Below are 19,439 nucleotides of genomic sequence, written 5' to 3'. Positions count from 1 at the left end.
CGTATCGGCCCTGTCATTGGCGCAGTTGTGACATTTCCAAGCCTCCGTTACTTAACCCGCCATGTAGCAAATCCGACAATCAAGACCCGTAGCGGACGATTTACCACAGCGTTATCCGCTTAGACCGGCAAGAAACCCAGACAATTCGGCTCGCTTATTCCGGCACAAATATTGCGGAAATTAGTTTCTTTGACTTGGGAAAATTGAAGTGGAATTAGAAAACTGCGATACCCGCTATTTCATTAGCTATAGCGGCGTAAAACTACCCTTGAAACTGGTCAACGAACTGGCAGACGAAAGCCATCTGGAAAACCGCAACACCTACTTCCGCGGCTGCTACGCTGCCGATGAACGTCTGATGCTGCTGGAAAAACTGGTCTATGGCGAAGTGGAATTACGCCATGTCTACACCTATCATGCTAACGGGGTTCTAGCCGAGGCGGAAATAACGGATGCGGATGGCGAGATCGACCTGTTACGCTTTGACGAAACGGGAGCTGCATTGAAATTTGATTAGCTGGCTGGTTCATAAACCTTTGCCATAGGCAATTCGCTACCGCCTACAATACAATATGTCTTTCGCGCCTTAAGCTTGGCGACCGACATTTTGTTTTCATTCAACCGCAAACCAGCATGAGCAAAGACATCCGCATCCAGCGCCTCAGCGGCGACGCCTTGATTCAATACATTCCGGAACTGGCGCGACTGCGCATCGAGGTGTTCCGGGATTTTCCGTATTTGTATGACGGCGATTACGAGTACGAGAAGAAATACCTGCAAACTTATATAAATTGCCCGGAAAGCGTCATCGTGCTGGCGTTCGATGGCGACGCCATCATCGGCGCGTCGACGGCGATCCCGTTGAAATATGAAACCGACGAGGTCAAAAAGCCGTTCATCGAACATTGCTACGATCCGAATCAAGTGTTTTATTGTGGTGAATCGGTGTTGAACAAGGCCTACCGTGGGCTCGGCATTGGCGTGAAGTTTTTCGAACAACGCGAAGCCCATGCCGAAGATTTGGGCGGTTTCAGACACATCACCTTTTGCTGCGTCGAGCGCCCGCTTGACCACCCGCGCCGGCCAGCCGATTACGTGCCACTGGATGCGTTCTGGAACAAGCGCGGCTACTTCAAACATCCCGAGTTGAAAACCACCTACACCTGGAAGGATCTCGACGACGTCGCCGAAACCGCCAAACCGATGACTTTTTGGTTGAGGGAAGACCGTGCCTAAAATTGCCAGCGCCCAATACGACATCAGCTTCCTGGAAACCTGGGAAAACTTTGAAATCAAGGCCCGCCGTTGGGTCAAAGAAGCCGCCGATAACAAAGCCGACATTCTTTTGTTCCCGGAATATGCCTGCATGGAACTGGCATCGCTGTTTCCCAAGGAAGTGTATTCCTCGTTGAACGGCCAGTTAGATGCTTTGCAAACCTTGCTGCCCGGCTATCTGGACCTATTTAAAGCGCTGGCCGCCGAATACCGAGTCTACATTCAAGCAGGGACTTACCCGGTCAAACACGCCAACGGCGAATTTCGCAATCACGCCTATTTCTTCACCCCGCAAGGCAACTTGGATTATCAAGAAAAGCTGACCATGACGCGCTTCGAGAACGAGCAATGGCATATTTCCCGTGGCTTGGACATCAAGTTATTTGATACCGTATTCGGCAAAGTCGCCATCAATATCTGCTACGACAGCGAATTTCCGCATTACGCCCGCCAACAAGCGGAACGCGGCGCCACCTTGATTCTGGTGCCTAGCTGCACCGATACCGAGGCCGGTTATTACCGGGTGCGCATCGGTTGCCAGGCCCGCGCCTTGGAAAATCAATGCTATGTCGTACAAGCCTCCTTGGTTGGCAACGCCGATTGGTCGGAAGCGGTGGACGTCAACTGCGGCGCGGCGGCAATCTACACGCCGGTGGATCGTGGTTTTCCGAACAACGGGATTTTAGCGATTGGTGAATACAACCAGGCGCAATGGGTGTATGCCGACCTGGATTTAGCGGCGGTGGATACTGTGCGCCAAGAAGGTCAGGTGTTCAATTATCGGGATTGGCCTAAGCAGTTCGATTGCCAATAATCGTTTCTTGGCAGTCAAACTCTTGGCTTACCTGTCTTACAGTTCTAGGTCTTGCGGTCCGTGCCCAGCGGAGAGAATCCGCTCGATAGCAGTCAGCGCCGCCAATGCCGACATGGCAAGCGAAATACTGCCTTTGGGGGCCTTCGATTCGCTCGGGTTGATACGAAGCAATGTACCGGGAAAATTTTCTCCGACCCAGCGAATTGGGCCTATTGCCGAGCCGACACCCAACTCAATGATCACAACTTGTTGATGCACGGCCCGTAAGCGCCAATCCAAGTATCGCTTTTGTTGTTGCCGGGCACGATGCTCTAACCAAAAGGCATCGTCAAACATCAAAATATTGGGACGGGCAAATCCGCCGCAATCGGGGCAAAAAGGCAAGGAGCCCTGGGCTATCATACTGTGGCTGTCCACCGTTAGCTGGAGTGTTTTAATAGGCCAAATCCTTTGGTTACAAGGCATGCAACATTGCAAGTAATGGATTGAACCGTGACATTCGTAAATGCTCTCTTCGGCAAACCCCGCCTTTTGAAAATGTCCGTCCACATTGCTGGTGTACACAAACCCCGGATTGGGCTTGCTGTCTAACCAGCTTTTCAACAGTTTAAAACCGGCATGCGGCTGCGTATTTCCATACGAATGGTAGCGAGAACCGTAAAAGCCCCAGGCGCGTCTCGGTTCGTTAAAAAACCATTGCGGATTCGCTAGATCCTGAAACGTCAACCCTTCGGCGGCATAGCTTGGATGTGCGCGCCAGAAGCCTTGCTTGCCGCGAAAATCCGGTAAGCCAGAATCGACACCCATGCCGGCACCGGCGGTAATCAACAGAGTGTCCGCATCGGCAATGGCTTGGGCGGCACGCAAAATCGCGTTTTGTTGGTTCACGCAGCATTTCCCGCTTGCTGTGGCCTCTTGCGGCGCAAGTAACGATTATCTGACATCTTATTAGCTCCAGTGATTGCAAATAGACAATCTACGGGAACCATGCGACAAAACCGGTCGTTTAATCTCGGCGTTTTCGCATTGCGCGCCTTAGTTTAAAAACAACAAAGCTTCCACTTGCGCAAGCGTCACTTTTTCTCCAAACATATTGGTTAGGCTTGCGACTTATGCAATGTAATCTCCAACTCCCTGACATCCGAGCAAATCCGCCTAGCGATAAAGCACGCGATGTCCATGTCCAACTCGAAACCGGCGTTCATAGCCTTACCGCGCAGCATTTCAATTCGAGCACCATAGTCTGGCATGACGATTTCCACGGATAGGCTATCGAGAGGTTGTTCATACTGGAAGCCTACATACCGTATATTTTGCCCAGCAATCGAACGGTTTCGGCAAACATTTGCCTTAGCGAATCTGGCTCCAGCACCTCAATATCCGCACCGAATCCTCGCAACCACCACCGCAGTTGCAAGGTGTCTTTTACCGAAGCCTGCAACCGGAAATAACCGTCCTGGAGCGCCGTAATCTGCTGATCAGGGCTCAGCGGGGTTTCCGACAAGTGCTTACGCACCCAGGGAGAAATTTTCACTACCAGCTGAATGTCGGCGTCAGGCGCAGTTGGGTAGTCGAACTCGCCTGAGGCTATGTAAACATCCGGATCGTAATCCACGGGTACGGTAACCGCCTTATCCAGCAATATAGCCTGTTCGAAACGATGCAACGCCAATTGTTTTACATCCTGATAATCCCACAACGTCGCCAGCAGGTAAGCCACATTGCCCCGGAACATCAAGCCCAAGGGGTTGACTTCGTACTGTTTGGCGGCTTCGTCCCGCCGCAGATAGCCTGCTGAAAAACGCCGGTTTTTCAACAGCGCTTCGTACACTACCTTCAATACCTCGACGTCGATTTGCGGTGGCAACAAGGTTTGATTGGCGGGAATCGTTCTAACTTTATCCGGCCAATGGGCCAAGGGAGAATGTTTCAGCGTACCATCGGCCAACGCGAAATAATCGGCCAAATGCGCTCTGACGGATAACGGCAACAACGGAATCAAAAACTGCTCAACTAGCTTGAATGTCAGCGCCTCATCCGCCGACATCAACGGAAATTGCATACGCGCGGATTGCTTCGGCCAGAACCAGCATAAGGGCTTGGTTTCATCCGAACTGGTGAAGGGAAACAAGCCTGATGAAGACAGCTTATTTAAATCCCGCTGCACCGTCCTGATGTCCACCTCGTAACCTAAGTCTTGCAGTTTTTTCAGCAAATCCGGAGTGGTAATGGACTCCGGTTCTTTGGGGATGAATCTGAGCATTTCGAAGTAGCGGAGGATGGTGTCCATTTAGTTATTAAATGAACTATTGAACTCATCTATAAAATCATTCTTTGATCTACCTATGTTATCGAGATTCGGGTGCTTATAAAGGACGCCACTTCCTATCAACCAAAATACCTTATCAACGTCAAAAGCGGTTACTTTTGCGGCTTTACTTATTTGAAATATAACCTTTTGAACTTGGTAATTACTTGGATTCTCCTCACATAGACCGATACCAACGAATATGTCTTTAATGTGTACATCAGGTTTGCCATAATCAACAAATCCTAAATCTTTCAAAAAATCACAAGCAAGCGGATAGCCAAGGCCATATATCTCTTCAGCAATTATCATCGGTAATGCTGGCATTGACCTTTCATCTTGATAAAAATGATTAGCCCAATCATAAAACTCTTCACCATCTTTAAACTGGTTTAAAAAAGCAGCAGCCGAAAGTATTGTTTTGCAATATTTTGGCCAAATGCTTTTCGAATCATTTCTAATTTGTCCAGAAGGTTGAAGAACAACAATAATATGATCTAAAAGGCCTTCAGGGTTATTGAAAAATTCCGCTTCGACTTTACGTGGATTAAATGAAAAAAGAGCTTTTCCCAGATTGTCTATCCCATCTATCGATCCACCGACAACATTTTTCTTCATATTTGCATTTTGGGCTGATCTTAATAAACTTCTGAAAAGAACTTTTATATTGACAGACTCATCGCTTTTATCAGGCATATTAAGATAACTTTCAACAATATCTTTTGCCTTGGGATATGGTATCTGTTTAATTAAAAACTTTTTTGCGAACGAATAAGTTTTTCGCAATGATAATTGAGCGTTATTTTCCATAAATTTCTCCTTTGAAAAGCTTTTATTCTTATTGCACAAACCCAATCTGCGTAAACGTCTCCCCCTTCGCCTTGCACTCATGCTCCAGCACTTGAATCATTCTTTCCGGCTGTGGAATTACCCCTAACACCGCGACTTGCCGACTGACCACGGCAAAATCACCCGGTGTAAGCTTGGAAAGCCGCTGGACTTGCTGTTTGAGTATAGCCACGTTTTCCGGGTTGGACGGTAATTGTCCGCCAAGTCGTTGACATTCTTGCCGAAACAACGACCAACGCTGATCGAGAGTGAGGTAATCGAATTTCACCTTAAAATCGAAGCGGCGTAAGGATACCGCATCCAGTTTATCCATCAGGTTAGTGGTACAAATGAAAATACCAGAGAAGGTTTCCATCTGGGTGAGCATTTCGTTAACCTGGGTAATTTCCCAGCTTCTTTGGGCATAGCTGCGGTCGCTTAACAAACTATCGGCTTCGTCCAATAACAGGATACCGCCCTGGGCTTCGGCTTCCTCAAACATCTTGGCAATGTTTTTCTCGCTTTCGCCGACATATTTATCGAGCAGGTCGGAAGCGCGTTTAATATGCAATGGCAGCCCGGTTATGTCCGCGATATGCAGTGCCAATGCGGTTTTGCCCGTACCCGGCGCACCGTAAAAACAGAAGTTGCCGCGCGCATTGCGTTTAAGCCCGGCGATTAAGGCATCCAAATCCAGGTCGGTATTGGTAAATGTCCTGTCAAACTGCGTCCAAACTGTCGCTGATTGAGAGCTGTACTTTTGCTTGAGCAAGCGCATACTCGCTTTCAACACTCGCTCAGCAATCTGCTCGGTCTGATCCGGCGCATGCTTTTGGGTGTTCCGCGCCACCCGCGTTGCCTTTTCGATTTGAGCGGGAGTCAGTTGGTCGAAATTAACCAGATTATCCCGCCACTGCGCACTGACCTTTAAGCCTTTGCTGTATTTGTTGACGATACGACGACGGATGTTGGTGGGCATTTTGTCGATTTCCACCGAATAGCTAAAGCGGCGCAAATAGGCTTTGTCCATTGTTGCAACACGGTTGGAAATCCAGATGACCGGTACAGGGTTGGTTTCAAGTTGCTTGTTGATCCAGGCTTTGTCGCCATGACCGTTAGTTTGCCCGTCGTCTGCATCATCGAAAAAGACGCTATGCCTGCCGGGGAAGACATCTTCGGCTTCATCAAACAATAGCAAGCCGGGCTTACGGCTTTTGCTCAATAACTTTTGACTGACATTGCACGCCGTAAAGCGGGCATTGCCGCGCAAGGCGTTACCTTCCTGGTCAGCACACAGGACTTCATACAACGGTGTGTCCAATGTTTGCGCCAACAGCTTGGCAAGCTCGGTTTTGCCGACGCCGGGCGGGCCGTAGATGAGGATGTTGACTCCTACTTGCTTTTCTTGGAGTGCCGTTGTCAGGTAAGGCAGCAGCACATCAATGTCGTGCTGCAAATGAGCATAATCGTCCATCTCCAGTTGGGTTCGATTGACCAATTGATAAAAGTTGGCAAACAATTCATCCGTACTGGCATGGTCGCGGAGCAAGATGTCCAACAAGCCATCGGCCGGGATCAATTTGTCTTCCAGGTCATTAAGTCCCGGCTGAATAGTGAGCCAACCCATTTGCAATAATGGACTAGCAGGCTGCAAGGCCTTGCGGATTTCCCCGGCGGAACGTACCGTCATTACGCTAAGATACTCCACCATGGACTGCAAGGTGCAACCTACGCAAAGATCAGTGACCTTATCCCGGAAAGGTTCTATCAAGGGCATCAAAAGACGCAGGATTAGTATTTCCTGCTCCGCGTTATTTAATTTTAAAGTCTGGCCGATCAGCTTGATGTTCGCGAATAATGGCATATTGGCATCAATACCCTCTGCCAATAAATAGTCCAGATGGCGGCGCATGCGCTTTCGTAACCCCGCTGTAGAACTATGTGCTAGGGTATTCTTTTTATCGCCTTCATTGTCTTCAAAATCACCTTCACTTATTTGACATTCAGATAACTCTATAAGACTGAGTATGTCGTTCATAATAAAACGCAATGAACGGATTTGTTTCAGGCTTCCCGACATATTTAATACAAGCCGCAATAGGTAGATTGCCGCCAAACGTTGATAAGCATCGAATTGTTGGCGTTTAGCACTGCGCCTGCGAGTGCTGCGTGTAGGCCGCATAAATGTAGGGAAAGAATTTTTAATCATGACTGACTCCAAAGCGACAACATTTTGATTGGAGCTAGAATAGGGGCATAAGCGACAAATACGGTCGCTATGGTGACGAATCTTCCTCAAAAAGCACACCACGAACGGAATCAATAAACCTGCGGGCACTGAGCCTGTCGAAGAACTTAATCGCGCTTCATCAACATGTCTCAGCCCAATCTAAAATCGTTTAAAACTGAAGCCACTTGCTTTAACAACGCTTACCTCCTTGGTTTTTGCGCCAATTCTCCTAAACTTGCGCAGTGCCGAAAAATCTGTGCCCGCAATAGCCAAAGCCCGGTTATTATTGGCCGTTGTCCCTTTACACGCCCCGGTGGAGATATGCATGCTTGACTCAATCGCTCTTGATATTCAGGCTCTGGTCAATCTGCTCAGCAGGTTAAGACCGGAATTGCTGGATCAAATTTGCGCGAAGCATCCCGGTTACACCGAAACCCTCAGGCCCGGAAAATTAATCGGGCAAGACAATTCGTCGCAATCCCAGTTACTGGTCGATTTAGCCATGAGCACCAAAGGCCTGGTCAGACAGGAGTGTTTGAGTATTTATAATTTGCTGAGCACACGTTTGCGAGGCTCGGTGCGCTTGCGTTTGATCGGCAGCACCATCGCCACCCTGTCGGCGGGCGCATTGATAGCGGCATTAACCCAGGGTGTGCCAAAATTGGTATTGGCTTTTGCAGTATTGACGGTGTTTGCGGCAGCATTCATGCTGGTGGGTGAGTGCCTGGAGGGTTATTTCGGCCGGCAGCGCGGCTTGCGAGAAATGCAGGATAGGTTGCTGAAAAACCTGCTGGAAGTAGCCGATATTGAAGCCGAACTGCGTCTGATGGAATTTCGTGGCAATTTCGACGGCATCGAACCGCAAATCCGCAAATTAAATACCGTCGCGATTACCAGTCAGCAAATCCAACATTTGGTCGGCTAAGCGCATTTCCAGACTTGAATCTTGTCCGACCAACAGATACCTGATTTCAGTAACGAAACTTCAAGTCGCATGCCCCAACCAATCGACTGGACAGGGAATTGTCTTCACTGGCGAATTGGTTTACATCGACACCGCAACCCAAGTTTACTGGTCGGCTTTTGCGTTTTTCAGTCGGATTAATGTTTGCCGTGCTGCGCCCGGCATTACTCAACAAAAGATTCGAGCTATCAGTGGCATCGGCTGTCAGTGCTTGATCCGAAGGAGTCAGAATTAACGCGGAAGGCGTTTCAAAACTTACCGGCGGCGCATCTGCGAGGACATTTAGCGCACAAATAACCAGCCAGCCGCCAATGACGGCGGAAATGGGTTTGGACTGCTTCAGAAACGAAAAATCATAGGCTTTCATGATTTCCTCCTGTTCCAAAGTTGGCATTATGAGCTCGGCGAACAAATCCTCCTGTTACAGACGCTTGTCCAACCCGCTCGGTCTAAGCTATCTGCCGGTAGCGGCCAAAATTACCCTGACGATTAACAATCCGCTATGGCAAATGCGTTCCTATCTAAGCATCGATCGCTTAACACATTTTTAATTCCGTACTGCGAACCAGGCCGCAAAAGCATTCCTAGAAACAGGACTAATAATAGTCCGATACCCGTTGCGTGGCGAATTTTAAAACGCTTAGTTGCAAAATTTTTCTTATGATAGTCAATTAGTTGACGAACAAATCTCATAATTTTTCGAGCATAATTGATGCCAAACAACAAAGACACGCACCAAACCAGGCAAAGTCATGGCAAGCCGCGTTTGCTTCGCAGATCGAAACCGGGAAATATTTTCGACACTTTTTGTAAAGCCCTCTCAGGAACAAACCGATGAACAACAATCAGGCATCCAGCAATCCACCGCCGCCCGTGAGTTTGAAACAGGCTTTTGGGTATTGGCTAAAACTGGGCTTTATCAGCTTCGGTGGTCCCGCCGGACAGATCGCCATCATGCATCAGGATCTGGTAGAAAATAAGCGCTGGATCTCCGAGCGCCGTTACCTGCATGCCTTAAATTACTGCATGCTGCTGCCCGGCCCGGAAGCCCAACAATTAGCAACCTATATCGGCTGGCTGATGCATCGAAGCTGGGGCGGCATCATGGCCGGCGGCTTGTTTGTATTGCCATCCTTGTTGATTCTAATCGGTTTGGGTTGGGTTTATATGGCTTACGGGCATTTACCAGCCGTGGCCGGGGTACTGTATGGCATAAAACCCGCCGTGACCGCGATTGTGCTGTTTGCCGCGTATCGAATTGGCTCCCGGACCCTGAAAAACGCTTGGTTGTGGGCAATCGCCGCCCTAGCGTTTCTGGCTATTTTTGCGTTGCGAATACCGTTTCCGCTAATCGTGTTCGTCGCCGGCTTGCTTGGCGCGCTCGGCGGTAAATGGGCCCCCCAATATTTTAATTTGGGCGGAGGTCACGGCAAATCTAACCCACATTTCGGCCCGGCATTGATAGACGACAACACGCCTCCCCCCGAGCACGCCCGCTTCAATACCGGTAAGCTGGTCAGGCTGGCCTTTATCGCTTTGGGATTATGGGGTGGTGCGCTCGGTTGGCTTTGCACTCAGTACGGCTGGGACGGCGCATTAACGCAGATGGGTTGGTTTTTTACCAAAGCGGCCCTGCTCACGTTCGGCGGGGCCTATGCGGTGCTGCCTTATGTGTACCAAGGCGCGGTGGAACATTACCACTGGCTGACACCAACGCAAATGATTGACGGTCTGGCCTTGGGCGAAACCACGCCCGGTCCGCTGATCATGGTCGTCACCTTCGTCGGCTTCGTCGCCGGCTGGAACCAAACACTATTCGGCGGCGAGCATTTATTTTTAGCGGGCGCGCTAGCCGCTACCGTGGTGACTTACTTCACCTTCCTGCCCAGCTTTCTGTTCATTTTGGCCGGCGGACCGCTCGTGGAATCGACTCACAACAATTTGAAATTCACCGCACCATTGACCGGCGTTACCGCCGCCGTGGTAGGTGTCATTCTGAATCTGGCTGTATTCTTTGCCTATCACGTCTTCTGGCCCCAAGGATTTGAAGGTGTGGCGGACAAGGTCGCTCTATTAATCGGGCTAGCCGCCATACTGGCTTTGTTTCGCTACAAAGCCGGGGTTATTCCGGTTATTGTCGGTAGCGGTACAGCCGGACTGTTATGGAGCTTTTTAAAGCCATGGCTAAGTCAACACGGCATAAACTTATAGCTGCCGGCAAACTATTAACCCCGCCCTTACATACTGTTAGCCTTTATGCCTTTTGCGGAACGGCAACAATTGCAATCCAAAACCGCCTAACAAAGCTTGCGGCAGGTATTGGAATTGCTGGCGGACAAAAGCTCCGACCAAACCCAAAGATTTTCTGTAGCTGTCGGCATTGGCGACCCAAGCCGACAGCAGCGCGTCCTCGCCGGCTTACTTAGGCCCATCCCACACTCAACGCATGTTGTCGTTTGCGGCTAAGACATCTCTTGCACTTAACAACTGTTGCCCTGCAAACACCCTTTAAACACAAGCTCCGGAAAATTGGTGCTCAGCAAGCAATACGGGATTGAATATCCGCTGAAATTCCTAGCTATCCGCTCGCGCATCGCCCGGCGTTTTCCCTGAAAAACAATCGATAAATAAACCACTTAGCTCTCTAACTCGCCATCCAAGCCAGATATAGCGACGCCATCCGACAATCTGGCACAGCTCGTGCTCTATTAGAAATCAATAGCAGCGATCAAAGCCTATTCACCATTTTAAACAATCGCTTACTTTACGCGGCACAACGGGGAATATGGCCTTTATATTTAAGAAATGGGGAACATTGGCATGAGCAGTCCTTTAGCAACTTTTAATAAACTGGTACCGGCGGGAGCCCCCGCAGATTGGAACGCGGCAGAGGTGGTTTCATTAAAATCGCCTGTTACTCAGTTGCCGGAAGGTTTGACGCATTCACGGGTTGCAGTAGCCTTGGGAGACTTTAAATACGTCACCGAAACTCGCGATCACAAATGGGTCGATTTTCTATTAATCGGCGCACTAACCATCTTTATCCATAACACGGTAGTCGATCACTTCAGCGGCGCGGCGTTTGAGCAAGAAATTGTGGAGCCAATCAAGCCTGAGACCAAAGTCCAAATCACACTGACCAGGCCGCAACCCAAACCGGTGCCGCCACCACCGCCAAAAGTTAAGCCACAACCGCCCAAACCTAAGGTCGTACCGCTAAAGCCGCCAAAAATCCAACCGGTGCCTAAAGTCGTTGAGGAAGCGCCCGCGCCGGCGCCTGTTGAAGGGCCGGTAGTAGACAACGCCCCACCGGCTCCGCCAGCGCCTCCCGCGCCGGTGGTTGAGGAAAAAATCACCGAGCCGGTAGCCGACGCGGCTTACCTGCACAACCCGTTGCCTGAATATCCGGAAGTTGCGCAAGAACGCGGCTGGGAAGGCAAAGTGGTGATGAAAGTACACGTGCTGCCCGACGGCACTACCGATAGCGTGACCGTCAGCAAATCCAGCGGCCAGAAAGTGCTGGACGATGCTGCCGTCAAAGCCGTTCTCAAGTGGTCTTTCGTGCCGGCCAAACGCGGCGATACCGCGATTGCCCGCTACACCACGGTTCCATTCACTTTTAAATTGTAATTATTTTTTGAGGATCAAAAATGTCTGAGATAGCAACCAACGTCATCGTCGATGGCACCCTGAACACTTTAATCGCCGCCTCGGTAGTCACCTGGGGCTTAATTCTGATCAAAGGCGTACAACACATCCGCATTTCCTATCACAACCGCCGCTATAACAAGGAATTTTGGAGCGCGCCCAACATCCAGGCTGCCGCACATTTGGAAAATCAGGATGGTCCGGCCGCCCGAGTCGCCGGCATTGGTTTCTCCACGCTGATCGAAACCGACGGCGGCGCCTCTACTCACGACCTGGAACACACCTGGGACAGGCAGGAGTTGCTGGACAGACGCTTGCGTCAACAAATGCAGAAAGAACGCGGCTCGTTGGAAAGCGGTTTGGCGGTGCTGGCCACCATCGGCAGTATCTCGCCGTTCGTGGGCTTGTTCGGTACCGTGTGGGGCATCATGGGGGCGTTGACCAATATCAGCAAAACCGGTTCTGCCAGCTTGGAAGTGGTCGCCGGCCCTATCGGTGAAGCTTTGATCGCCACCGCAGTGGGTATCGCGGTCGCGGTACCAGCGGTCGTGGGTTACAACTTTTTCATCCGCCGCAATAAAGTGGTTTGGGCATTCCTGGACGATTTTGCCATCGACTTTGTGCATTTGGCCCTGAAAAGCTCGTTCATCATCGAACGCGCCGGCAGCAAACCGGTAGCGTCCGCACGTTTGACCGATGTTAGCGGCGGCAAAAAATCCAACATCAAAGACACCCATGAAGAATTAATCGCGAAAGAGGCGCACGCATAATGGCATTTAATACAAAAGAAGACGGCTGCGATGAGGTAATGGGTGAAATCAACGTCACGCCCCTGGTGGATGTGATGTTGGTACTGCTGGTGGTGTTTATCGTCACCGCGCCCCTGTTAACCCAGGCGGTACACGTCAACCTGCCGAAAACCGCGGAAACCGCGCCGCCGGATGACAAACAGGCGTCTTACTTGAGTGTCGATGCGCAAGGCAAAATCTATATCGATAAACAGGAGTTTCCGCTGGAAATCATCGAAGGCGAATTGCGCAACCGCCTGGCGGCTAACCCGGAGTTTGCGTTAAATCTGAACGCGGACGACGCGGTGCAATACGGCATCGTTGCCAAGGTGATGTCATCCATCGAGCGAGCCGGCGTCACAAAGCTGTCGGTTCTGACGGTTCCGCAATAAATCATGAACTGGCCGGGTAACAAGTTTGCCCGGCTAGTTAATCGCGGCGCCAAACGCTGCCGCACAAGCACAATCCGAACCACGCCAAAACCAAGGATGCAGCCGCTGCGTCCAGGGTTTCGTTGCGTTTAGGAACAAACTTTTAGGAGAACTGTACGATGGCGCGCAAGACCGCTCAAGACTTTCATCCGGAAGCCTTACAAGCTTTTGACAAATATGTGCACGGCGATATTTCCCGGCGGGATTTTTTATCGTCGGTACCTAAATACGCCTTATTAGGCCTGACCGCCGAAGCGTTGCTGGAAGCGCTGAATCCGCGTTTTGCCGAAGCGAAGCAAGTCGCCGACGACGATCCGCGCATTAAAGCCACGTATGTGGAATATCCCTCCCCACATGGTAACGGCAGAATTCGTGGTTACCTGGTGCAACCGGCCAAAGCGGCAGGCAAACTGCCCGTGGTGTTGGTTATCCACGAAAACCGAGGTTTGAATCCGCATATCCAAGACATCGCCCGGCGCCTGGCGCTGGATAATTTCATTGCCTTCGCACCGGACGCACTGTTTACCTTGGGTGGTTATCCGGGCGACGAAGACAAAGCCCGCGAATTGTTCCAAAAACTGGATAAAGAAAAAACCCAGGCCGACTTTTTGGCGGCGGCGCAAGCCATCAAAATATTACCGCAAAGTAACGGTAAGCTCGGCGCGGTAGGATTTTGCTACGGCGGCGGCATCGTCAACTTCCTAGCCACCCGGCTACCGGATCTAGGCGCCGGCGTACCGTTTTACGGCGCCCAACCCGCCGCCGATCAGGCCGCAAAAATCAAGGCGCCGTTACTGATCCATTACGCCGGCGTCGACGACCGCATCAATGCCGGCTGGCCGGCCTATGAAGCGGCCTTGCAAAAAGCCGGCGTCAATTACGAAGCCCACACCTATCCAGGCGTGCAGCACGGCTTTAACAACGACACCACCCCACGCTACGACGCCGCCACCGCCAAGCTGGCTTGGGACAGAACCATCAGTTTCTTCAACGCTTATCTACGCGACAGTTAAATCATCGGGAGAATTTCAATGAAAGTGGAAGTGCATATTTGGGATTGGCCATTACGCCTGTTTCATTGGTTGTTGGTCATAGCTGTGGTCGGCGCTTACGCCACCGGCAAACTGGGCGGCAATCTGACCGATTGGCATGCCCGCTTCGGTAGTTTGATTCTGGGCTTGCTGGTATTTAGATTGATCTGGGGCTTCATCGGCACCACCCATGCCCGTTTCGCCAGTTTCTTTCCGACCTTTTCCAGACTGGTGGAATACGTTAAAGGCGAATGGCAAGGCGTCGGCCACAATCCCGCCGGTGCGATAGCGATTATTGCTTTGCTGGCAGTCTTAAGCTTTCTGGCCGTCACCGGCCTGTTCGCCAACGACGATATTGCTTTTGAAGGCCCGCTGTTTCATAGCATCGATAAAGAACTCAGCGACAAACTGAGCGGCTGGCACATTTACGCGGTGAATATCCTGCTGGGCTTGGTAGCCGTGCATGTCAGCGCGATTGTCCTGTACCAACGCCTGAAAAAAACCAATCTGGTCGGCGCCATGCTGACCGGCAAAAAGCAATTGCCCAGATCCCTGGCGCCCTCCCCGGTCAAACCGGTCGGGCCGTTCCGTTTCGTCATCACCTTGTTGATCGCGGTGACGGTAGTCTGGGGCGTTTGGAGCGGCGGCTTTGTGAATTATCTGGCGCCGTTGGCCAGCTTCCAAACGGCTACGGCCCATCCAAAAACTTAAACGTTACATTTTCTACAACCACAAGGAGTTAACCCATGAAATTGAAACTGATAGTCGCACTGGCGCTGGGCGCTGCCACGACGGCGGCCGTGGCCGGCGAAGTGGAAGACCAAATCCGCTTCCGCCAATCGGCCTACTCGTTTTTGGGCTGGAATACCGCGAAAATCAAAGCGCAGGCAGCCGACCATCCGGAAACCTTTAACAAGGATCAGGTAATCGCGGCCGCTAACGCCGTTGCTGCAGTCGCCAATTCCGGCCTGCTCAGCCTTTACGGGCAAGGCACCGATAAAGGCACCGGCTGGAAACCGACCCGTCTGAAACCTGAATTTTTCGAAAAACAGGACGAAGTAAAAGAAATCGAAGCGACTTTCATCAAGGAAGCCAACGAATTGCAAAAAGTGGCGGCCAATGGCGATGCGGCGGAAGTTAAAGCCCAATTCGGCAAAGTCGGCGCTACCTGCAAAAGCTGCCACGATCTGATCCGGGTTCGCGAATAATTCCATCGGCTCCAAACGCCAAACATCCAGCGTTAAGGCATTTCCAGCCGGCAACTCGGCTTGTCGGGACTTGTCCGAGCCCTACTCGGACGAGTTCCATTTCCAAACTACGAATAGAAACACCCGCTCGTTCAGATATACCTACACGTCATATCGCGTTTGACCACTTTCCTAAAAATCGGCATGCCTGGCTTTGCGGCTGCACTTCTAATTTAGGCATATTAATTTCAAATATTATCGTTTTATTTAATGAGTTAGTTTCGCTACCCTCTGCGTTTATTAGCAAACCATCAGTTATTAGGGATTTACTGGACAGATACTCATGCCTTTACAACAATTAGTCGAATATTTTAACGATAGACTGGAGCAGGAACACAATAACGGCTTACGGCCGTTTGTGCTGGATAACGGCGCGGTGCACGGGGCATTCGGCCCCATCTGCATCGGCAGCAGATTGTCGCCGCTGCGCCAGACTTTGCGCACGGCCAATGTTATCGGTCACATTGCGCAACTGAACGTGTCCACTATTCACAAACAAACGATACAAAGCAGCGAGCTGGAACAATATCTGGCCCAGCCCCAGGCCGAACAGGCTAATGTCGAGTCCATCATCAACTTCGACCGGATGTCGCGAGCCGTGCATATGCTGAACTATTTGCCGCAAGCGCATCTCGACGAATTATTGTTTCTGGAAGTCGACCCTCGGCACATTCTCGGTGTCAAGGAAGATCACGGCGCCTATTTTGAAGAGGTCATAGTGGCCTGCGGCCTGCAAACCGCCAACGTCACCATCACACTGACAGCAAACAACGCCTATGCCGGTTTTTATCAATTGCTGCTGCGCGGCCTGCAAAATTATCAACGCCGCGGTTACCAACTGGCATTGAAGTTTGATTATCACTCGCTGGAAAAATCGGCCTTCGAGTTAATTACTCGCGCTGCGCCCGACTTCGTCGGCATCTCGGCGCTGGAATTGGACCGCATCCGCGACAATAAACTCCTGGAAAAACTCCAACAATTAAGCAGTTTGGCAAGCTCGATCAACAGCCGAAGCTTCATACTGCAAATCGATGACAAACGCACAGCCGCATTGGCTCGTAACACCGGCTTTGATCTGGTACAGGGAGACTATTTCGAACGAAGCGTCGAGCTCTCTGCGGCCAACGGCTAATTCAAAGCAATCGGCACAAAAAAGCCCGCGTAAAGCGGGCTTAGCTTTTAGACACGGCTGGGTAAATGGGCTATTTGAGCTCATAAATCTTGTCGCAGACGCCAAAATTAAGCGCCACCAATCTACCGCGGCTTCAGGCAGTCTGCCTGCATCCATTGCATAATCCAACGCAGCGCCTAGCTCGCATCGTAATATCCCAGCCTGCACGAGCGATATTGCAGCGTACTTTTGAATCAAATCAAAAGCCATTGCTCGGCTAATTAAAGTGGATCATAAATCCGCCATGTCGCTTAGCATCGTGTAAAACATCCTCGCAATTTCAGTTGAAGCCTCTGAGGCACTATGGCGGTAAACATGTCCAGTTGGCTTCTAATACTGGATCACTGCGAGAATCACACTGGTTTTTCAAAGCCTCCCAGGCGACAATAGCCAATAGAAACGACACAGCCGGCCAATGACCAATCGATACCTGCCGAATACATCCATCAATACAGCTTCTATAGCGACAAAATCAGATTCTCACCTTCGCAGACAAACATATTCCAGGGTAACCATCAAACGCCATTCCCGCCCAGGTTGCAAAGCTGTTGCGGTGCAGGCGTAGAATTGCATTTGGTATAGGTTTTTTTTACGAATGAAGGCACATGTACAACCTGAAGGAACCCATACTAAAACCTACACTACCCGCTAAAGTGCAGATAAATTTTTATAAGTGTCGATAATATTTTAATAAAAAATATTACTTATATATCAAATATTTAAAAATGAATAACCAGAAAACACAAGGCGCCAAGCAAGACGAGAAAATGCAACACACGCCGATGATGCAGCAATGTATTACCCATGAAATATAAGGATTTTTTTATATTAAACTTAATTTACTATACTAAAACCTATACTGTCACTAATGAAACGCCTCATCGTCTCAATTCCTTGGCTTTTAGGTGCCAGATCTTCACAACACACTCTTTGTTGTCAGAAAATTTCACACTGAAATTATGATGTTTTTCTGCTGACTCCGCATCCCTGTGGCTCGCCACTAAAGTCCAAGTCGCTCACGTTGGCTTTGACTCATTATCGGATGGCATGGTTGGCAGCACCATTGATTCGATTCTGTTGACGGATCTGGCCGCCGTCGTTAGCAATCGCTACAACTATGACGTCTCGGAATGGCCCGTGGCTGTCTTTGTCCACGAGGCGACGTAAGTCTCATCAATGATCTCTTCATTCAGGTTTTGAACAAAGGCCGAGGCGCCAAGATTCACCCGTTCATCGCCACGGAAAGCAGTTGTTTAACTTGATTCTCTGATTATTGGATAGTGATGATTGGCTTTTTGGAATCTCAAATCCGCTACACCACACAACGCTGGTTTGATCGATCGATTGTTCGTTACTACCGGCTTTCTAGTCGATGTCGCCGGCCGGGAACACGTGGCTTATTCCGGCTATTTATTGCGGAAGAAATCGGCGTAGGTCGACCAAGCGCAGGTGTTTACCAAGGCGATCGCAGTTCTGATTTTTTTACACCGATGACACGCCTGCTTACTCACTCTTCTCCCTGGAGGCCATCGGAAAAGCTAAATCTTAGTCTTCCGCTTTTTCACAAGGGATGGCAAAGATTATCTTCACCCGGCCCTGCTCTCCACGCACCCCGAGTTTTACCCTAGCTCGGCAGTTAGACCGCTTTCCGCTTACACCAAAGGCAGATAAACATCGGTAACCTGTTCGTGTTCGGCCGTTTCAGACACGCGTTTGATGTAATGAAAAAATACCGGAAATTCCCGCAATTCCTCACCACTTTCCGGCAGCCACTCCCGGTAGAGGTAATAAACACTGTCGCTGATACGGTCGGTTGAACCGATATGGCGCACCACGGCGTATCGCCCTTCCGGAATCTGCTTGTTGACCACGCCGTGCAAATTGGCCGGCACGAGTTGCTTGACCTCCCCGCAGACATCGAATCGGAATGAGTCCGTGGGCGTGTTAGTCGGGTCGTCATACGCGATACCAAACGTCCGACTGCTGATGATCGGCGACAAGCCGCTTTGCTTACGCCAGGTTATGAATTTTCTGACCGTGTCCATAAGCAGGCTGGGTGATGCACGGTGCTCCAGCGCTGCGACTAGGGTTTCTGAAAAATCGACGATGGTAACGTTCATCCGGGGACTCCTTAGGCGTTTGGGTAATAGCATGCGCTCATTCCATGGCTGCCATGCCGGGTGCTTTCGAAATTGAGTAGGCGTTTGTCCAATGCATTTTTTGAACGCGCGGGAAAACGATTCCGCATTCTCGAAACCGGCGTCCAGGCCAATATCGGTAATGCTGCGCCGCTCCTGAAATACCAGTTGGTAAGACGCCTTGCGTAAGCGCAATAACCGAATGTAGCGCGTCGTGCTCAACCCGGTGTAAGCGGAGAACTGGCGTTGAAAGTGAAATCGGGAAAAATTGGCCTGTTTGCTCAGTTCGTCGACCGACAACGGCTTGAACAGATGTTGGTCTATGTAATCGAAAACCCTATCGAAACGCATGGCATAGGCCGCGCTGGCCGTTTTATCGTCCACTTTCATACCTCCTCAATCGAGCGCTACTGTAACAAGCGCCTAATCTTCGCGCCTTACTCAACGTGCTCAATTGATACCGGAAATGCGTAGAACAAATGGAATGCACTGGCGCGAGTGCGGCAGATCGTCGGACGCCACCGTTTTGCCGACCACACGGGAGGCGGGGCCTGCCAGGGATGCAA

Annotated in this window: 19 protein-coding genes; 12 read left to right on the top strand and 7 right to left on the bottom strand. The window is 50.5% G+C overall.

Features of this window, described 5'->3' with window-relative positions; translation table 11 throughout:
* Positions 1 to 208 precede the first annotated feature (208 nt).
* The 3 genes from CWO84_RS09205 to CWO84_RS09195 all read left to right on the top strand — a co-directional run bounded on the left by CWO84_RS09205 (position 209) and on the right by CWO84_RS09195 (position 2,089).
* Positions 209 to 517: a DUF6156 family protein gene (locus CWO84_RS09205; protein ID WP_033158667.1), complete on the top strand. Its 309-nt coding sequence runs from the start codon at positions 209 to 211 to the stop codon at positions 515 to 517.
* Between the two features lie 116 nt (positions 518 to 633).
* A complete protein-coding gene (locus tag CWO84_RS09200; protein WP_033158668.1) occupies positions 634 to 1,236 on the top strand; it encodes a GNAT family N-acetyltransferase in 603 nt (200 codons plus the stop codon).
* On the top strand, positions 1,229 to 2,089 hold the full coding sequence (locus CWO84_RS09195; protein WP_033158669.1) for a carbon-nitrogen hydrolase family protein: 861 nt from the start codon (positions 1,229 to 1,231) through the stop codon (positions 2,087 to 2,089). The genes CWO84_RS09200 and CWO84_RS09195 overlap by 8 nt, the downstream gene beginning before the upstream one ends.
* 36 nt (positions 2,090 to 2,125) lie before the next feature.
* Here the strand turns inward: CWO84_RS09195 and CWO84_RS09190 are convergent, their stop codons facing one another.
* The 5 genes from CWO84_RS09190 to CWO84_RS09170 form a co-directional block, all read right to left on the bottom strand.
* Complete coding sequence (locus tag CWO84_RS09190) at positions 2,126 to 2,977, bottom strand: Sir2 family NAD-dependent protein deacetylase (protein WP_051670369.1); 852 nt, start codon at positions 2,975 to 2,977, stop codon at positions 2,126 to 2,128.
* 209 nt (positions 2,978 to 3,186) lie between these two features.
* Positions 3,187 to 3,351, bottom strand: a complete 165-nt coding sequence (locus tag CWO84_RS09185) for a DnaA/Hda family protein (protein ID WP_225892845.1) — start codon at positions 3,349 to 3,351, stop codon at positions 3,187 to 3,189.
* Positions 3,352 to 3,386: 35 nt separating this feature from the next.
* Positions 3,387 to 4,379: a WYL domain-containing protein gene (locus tag CWO84_RS09180; protein WP_033158670.1), complete on the bottom strand. Its 993-nt coding sequence runs from the start codon at positions 4,377 to 4,379 to the stop codon at positions 3,387 to 3,389.
* Positions 4,380 to 5,207, bottom strand: a complete 828-nt coding sequence (locus tag CWO84_RS09175) for a hypothetical protein (RefSeq protein ID WP_205454277.1) — start codon at positions 5,205 to 5,207, stop codon at positions 4,380 to 4,382.
* Between the two features lie 28 nt (positions 5,208 to 5,235).
* Positions 5,236 to 7,137: an AAA family ATPase gene (locus tag CWO84_RS09170; RefSeq protein WP_165786295.1), complete on the bottom strand. Its 1,902-nt coding sequence runs from the start codon at positions 7,135 to 7,137 to the stop codon at positions 5,236 to 5,238.
* 643 nt (positions 7,138 to 7,780) lie between these two features.
* Between CWO84_RS09170 and CWO84_RS09165 the strand changes: the two genes are divergently transcribed.
* A complete protein-coding gene (locus tag CWO84_RS09165) occupies positions 7,781 to 8,380 on the top strand; it encodes a hypothetical protein (protein WP_033158672.1) in 600 nt (199 codons plus the stop codon).
* Positions 8,381 to 8,426: 46 nt separating this feature from the next.
* Here the strand turns inward: CWO84_RS09165 and CWO84_RS09160 are convergent, their stop codons facing one another.
* Positions 8,427 to 8,786: a hypothetical protein gene (locus CWO84_RS09160; RefSeq protein WP_133120657.1), complete on the bottom strand. Its 360-nt coding sequence runs from the start codon at positions 8,784 to 8,786 to the stop codon at positions 8,427 to 8,429.
* A 467-nt stretch (positions 8,787 to 9,253) separates the two neighbouring features.
* Here CWO84_RS09160 and chrA point away from each other — a divergent pair, with 467 nt between their 5' ends.
* From chrA to CWO84_RS09120, 8 genes are all read left to right on the top strand, one after another.
* Positions 9,254 to 10,630 carry a chromate efflux transporter gene (gene chrA / locus CWO84_RS09155; protein ID WP_033158674.1) on the top strand — a complete coding sequence of 459 codons (1,377 nt, stop codon included), beginning with the start codon at positions 9,254 to 9,256 and terminating at the stop codon, positions 10,628 to 10,630.
* Between the two features lie 609 nt (positions 10,631 to 11,239).
* Positions 11,240 to 12,049: an energy transducer TonB gene (locus CWO84_RS09150; RefSeq protein ID WP_033158675.1), complete on the top strand. Its 810-nt coding sequence runs from the start codon at positions 11,240 to 11,242 to the stop codon at positions 12,047 to 12,049.
* Between the two features lie 20 nt (positions 12,050 to 12,069).
* Positions 12,070 to 12,837, top strand: a complete 768-nt coding sequence (locus CWO84_RS09145; protein ID WP_033158676.1) for a MotA/TolQ/ExbB proton channel family protein — start codon at positions 12,070 to 12,072, stop codon at positions 12,835 to 12,837.
* Positions 12,837 to 13,247 carry a biopolymer transporter ExbD gene (locus tag CWO84_RS09140; RefSeq protein WP_033158677.1) on the top strand — a complete coding sequence of 137 codons (411 nt, stop codon included), beginning with the start codon at positions 12,837 to 12,839 and terminating at the stop codon, positions 13,245 to 13,247. The genes CWO84_RS09145 and CWO84_RS09140 overlap by 1 nt, the downstream gene beginning before the upstream one ends.
* Before the next feature lie 158 nt (positions 13,248 to 13,405).
* Positions 13,406 to 14,299, top strand: coding sequence for a dienelactone hydrolase family protein (locus tag CWO84_RS09135; RefSeq protein ID WP_101052389.1), 894 nt, complete (start codon positions 13,406 to 13,408; stop codon positions 14,297 to 14,299).
* Positions 14,300 to 14,317: 18 nt separating this feature from the next.
* Positions 14,318 to 15,028 carry a cytochrome b/b6 domain-containing protein gene (locus CWO84_RS09130; protein WP_033158679.1) on the top strand — a complete coding sequence of 237 codons (711 nt, stop codon included), beginning with the start codon at positions 14,318 to 14,320 and terminating at the stop codon, positions 15,026 to 15,028.
* A gap of 35 nt (positions 15,029 to 15,063) precedes the next feature.
* On the top strand, positions 15,064 to 15,525 hold the full coding sequence (locus CWO84_RS09125) for a cytochrome c (protein ID WP_033158680.1): 462 nt from the start codon (positions 15,064 to 15,066) through the stop codon (positions 15,523 to 15,525).
* 322 nt (positions 15,526 to 15,847) lie between these two features.
* Complete coding sequence (locus tag CWO84_RS09120; RefSeq protein WP_101052388.1) at positions 15,848 to 16,696, top strand: EAL domain-containing protein; 849 nt, start codon at positions 15,848 to 15,850, stop codon at positions 16,694 to 16,696.
* A gap of 1,691 nt (positions 16,697 to 18,387) precedes the next feature.
* Here CWO84_RS09120 and CWO84_RS09110 read toward each other — a convergent pair.
* Positions 18,388 to 19,257: an AraC family transcriptional regulator gene (locus CWO84_RS09110; RefSeq protein ID WP_225892846.1), complete on the bottom strand. Its 870-nt coding sequence runs from the start codon at positions 19,255 to 19,257 to the stop codon at positions 18,388 to 18,390.
* Positions 19,258 to 19,439 lie beyond the last annotated feature (182 nt).

Source organism: Methylomonas sp. Kb3 (genome assembly GCF_002834115.1).
Classification (GTDB): Bacteria; Pseudomonadota; Gammaproteobacteria; order Methylococcales; family Methylomonadaceae; genus Methylomonas; species Methylomonas defluvii.
This window is presented reverse-complemented; position numbering and strand designations above follow the sequence as displayed.